Source organism: Scytonema hankhaensis NUACC26 (genome assembly GCF_045865695.1).
Taxonomy (GTDB): domain Bacteria; phylum Cyanobacteriota; class Cyanobacteriia; order Cyanobacteriales; family Nostocaceae; genus Scytonema.
The window spans coordinates 1-3,889 of the sequence record NZ_BAACAP010000022.1; the positions used below are offsets into that span (position 1 = coordinate 1).

At 44.7% G+C, this 3,889-nt stretch carries 2 protein-coding genes; both read right to left on the reverse strand.

Translation table 11 applies throughout. The features are described 5' to 3' along the window. The coding region (locus ACKTT2_RS00335) for a condensation domain-containing protein (RefSeq protein ID WP_407882825.1) at positions 1-470 on the reverse strand (470 nt) is incomplete at its 3' end. Between the two features lie 204 nt (positions 471-674). Beyond that, a partial coding sequence (locus ACKTT2_RS00340) for a non-ribosomal peptide synthetase (protein ID WP_407882827.1) occupies positions 675-3,889 on the reverse strand: 3,215 nt, incomplete at its 5' end.

The window sequence follows — 3,889 nt, forward strand, 5'->3', positions numbered from 1 at the left end:
ACAATCTGCATCGACCAACCATCAAAGAGAATATGATGATGGCTCCAAATAAATTGATAGATCTGTTCCTCTAGCAGGATGACAGTGAAGCGCATCAAGGGAGCAACATTTAGTTCAAACCCTTTTTGGCGATCGCATTTGAGAAAATCCCCTAGATGCTGTTGTTGTTCCTTGGGTGTTAAATGACGCCAATCCAGTTTCACCCAGGGGAGTTCCACTTGCTTGCTCACCATTTGCAACGGCTTTTCTATTTCTTCCCAATAAAAAGAACTGCGTAAAACTGGGTGTCGCGCAACAACAGAATGCCAAGCTTGCTGAAATGCAGGAAAATTCAATTCGCCAGAGAGGGTGCAAAGCAATTGCTCGAAATAAAGTTCCGACTCTGGCGCATAAAGGGTATGAAAGAGCATACCCTGTTGCATTGGCGAAAGTTCATAAAGGTCTTCGATATTCTTCATGGGATTGGTCATTTGTCAATAGTCATTTGTCATTGGTTGTTGGTCATTTGTCATTGGTTGTTGGTCATTACTCTCTTTCCGCCGTAAGATTACCAATCTTTTCCTCTTTCTTCGTGTACTTTGCGTCTTTGCGGTTCATTTAATTAAGTAATCTTCGCTCTGGATAGGAGTAGTTTTAAAATGTTTACAAAGGACAACGGACAAATGACAAAAAAACTACTTAGTTTTGTCTTTGTTAATTTTGGATAAGAATTTATCAAGCTGTTGTTGATTGAGTTTGGCAGCTGAAAAGTCAGAAGGGGTATAGCCTTGCGATTCTGGTGATTGACAGTGAGCAATCAGTGTTTTTAATGCTTCTATGAATCTAAAAGCCAAGCGTTCAATGGTGTCTCTGTTGTGAACTTTCTCGCTGTAAGCCCAAGTCATTTCCAGTTTTCCTGCACGAATGAATCCGCTGATTCCTAACAGGTGGCTGCGCCTATTAAGTAAACTTTGTTCGGCTTTAAAGTCTTTAACCAAACCCAAAACGTCAGATGCTGATAACACCCGATCGAACTGACCAAGATAGTTGAAACTCACTTGGGCTTGGGGTAACGCCTGTAGTTTTTTGTGTATTGCGGCGTTTTTGTTCAAATATCTCAACACCCCATAACCAATACCTCGGTTGGGAATACGCCGCAGTTGTTCTTTGACTGACTTTAAAGTCTCGCCTGAATGGTTAACTTCTTCTAGCTGTAGGCAAATGGGGAACAAAGTGGTAAACCAACCCACAGTGCGTGACAGATCCACATCCTCAAACAAGTCTTCCCGTCCGTGTCCCTCTAAATCAACGAGCAAAGAACGTTCCCCTGTCCATTGGGCAAAGCTCTGCATTAGGGCAGTCAACAGCACATCATTAATTTGAGTGTTGTAGGCAGAGGGTACATCTTGCAGTAGGGCGCGGGTTTGTTCTTCACTTAAAGAAAGTGACACAGTAGCGGTTGAGGCTATGGTGTTCTCCTCTGTGGCTGAAGGATAATCTACTGGCAATACCGTCACTTTAAAATTAGACTCACTCAGCCAGTAATCTAACTCCGTGAAGAGCACCTCTGATTGTCCATATTCTATCAGGCGATCGCTCCAATATTGGAAGGAAGTTGTCTTTAGTGGTAGTTTAATAGCTTCACCACGTTTAACTTGTTGGTAAGCAGTAACCAAGTCTTCGAGCAAAATCCGCCAAGAGATGCCATCTACTACTAGGTGATGGATAATGAACAGTAACCGACCTGGTTGATTCTTGCCTAACTGAAACAGCGCTATTCGTGCGAGCGGTCCAGTCAATAAGTTCAAACTAGCCTGAAGTTCGGCATCCGCAGAGTTTATCGCCGTTTGTTGTGCTTCTGATGATAGGTGTGAAAAATCGAAGACACTCAATGGCACGGTTTTCTGGTCACCGGCGCTAATTTGCTGCCAGTGTTCTCCTTCCTGCAGAAACCGCAGACGCAGAGCATCATGATGCAGTAACAATTGTTGCACGATTTGCTGCAATTTCTCCTGTGTCAACTCTGGAGGCACTTCTAGCAGTACTGACTGGTTAAAGTAATTGGGTTCGGACAATTTCTGCTCGAAAAACCACTGCTGGATTGGTGTCAGCGTTACATTACCAGTCACTAACCCTTGCTTGGCTTTGACAGAGCGAACCATGCTTGCCATGCTAGCTAACTCAGCAATGGTTTGGTGCTTGAAGATCTGTTTGGGAGCAATTTGGATACCTGCTTGATTGGCACGGGAAATGATTTGAATGCTGAGGATAGAGTCTCCACCAAATTCAAAAAAGTTATCGTGGATGCCAACTTTTTCTAGTCTTAAGATTTCTGACCAGATTGCTGCTAATTTCTCTTCTGTAAGTGTACGGGGAGCAACAAATTTATCTTCGATATCGCGAGAAAAGTCAGGGGCTGGAAGGGCGCGGTAGTCTACCTTCTGATTGGGAGTCATGGGCAGCGTTTCTAGCAGCGCAAACGCCGAGGGCATCATATAATTGGGCAGTTTCTGCTTCAGAAAACGGCGTAATTCATCGGTGGTTGGTTGTGGCAGGTACGGCACGATATAAGCTACTAGGCGCTTTTGTCCGGGAATGTCTTCACGGGCAATAACGACAGCTTGGCACACCTGTGGATGTTGACGTAGCACCGTTTCAATTTCTCCCAATTCAATGCGGAAGCCCCGCACCTTCACCTGGTCGTCAACTCGACCAAGGTATTCCAAAGTGCCATCTGCTCGAAATCTTGCTAGATCCCCTGTTTTATATAATTTTGGATTAGGGATAGGGGAAGGTAGGGAACCCCTCTGGGGATAAGGGGCGGGTGGGGCCCCCTCTGGGGATAAGGGGCAATGGGGATTGTCAAACCGATTTTCGATAAATTTTTCCGCTGTGAGTTCTGGACGTTGCCAATATCCTCTAGCTAATCCAGCTCCACCAATATGCAGTTCTCCTGGAACTCCTATGGGCACGGGTTGCAGATATCGATCTAAAATATAAACTTGAGTGTTGCTTACGGGTCTTCCAATTGGAACAGAAGTGGTGGTTGAGGAATCGAGGCGATGTAGGGTAGTGATGACCGTTGCTTCCGTTGGACCGTAGCTATTAAATAATTGGGGCGGATGGGGGAGATGAGCAACACAACGATGCCAATGCTTTACTTTTTCTACTTGAGCTTCTTCTCCTCCAACGATCGCAATTTTTAGGCTTGGAGGAATACGCGAGTCTTGAGGCTTTAGTTCTGCTACCAATTGATGCCAGTATGCGGTAGGCAAATCCAAAACAGTTAACTGCCATTCTTGGCAACAGCGCCAAAATTCATCGCTGGAGTACAACATCTCTTCGGTACGAAGCACTAATGTTGCACCAACTAATAAAGTTGGAAAGATTTCTTCAATAGATGTATCAAAGCAGATAGACGCAAATTGGAGAATGCGTTCGCCTGAATTCAAGCCATATTTGTGGATGGCAGTCATGACAAAATTCATTAGCGATTGATGTTCGATTGCCACCCCCTTAGGTTTGCCTGTGGAACCAGAGGTGTAAATAATGTAGGCAAGGTTGTGGAGTTGAACGTCACTGATAGGATTGGCTGTACTGTGCTGACCAATGACTGACCAGTCTGTATCCAAACAGATTATTTTTTCGGCATAATCTGCTAAGTTACTGACGAATCTTTCTTGAGTCAGTAGAATGTTTAGTTGCGTATCTTTGAGAATGTCAGTCAATCGCTCTTGGGGATAAGCAGGGTCAAGGGGAACATAAGCGCCACCCGCTTTGAGAATACCGAGTAAGCTGACAATCATATCTAGGGAACGGTCAATGCAGATGCCAACTAGGGTTTCTGGTTTGACTCCCAAATTTTGCAAATAGTGTGCTAGTTGATTGGCGCGATCGCTCAATTCACGGT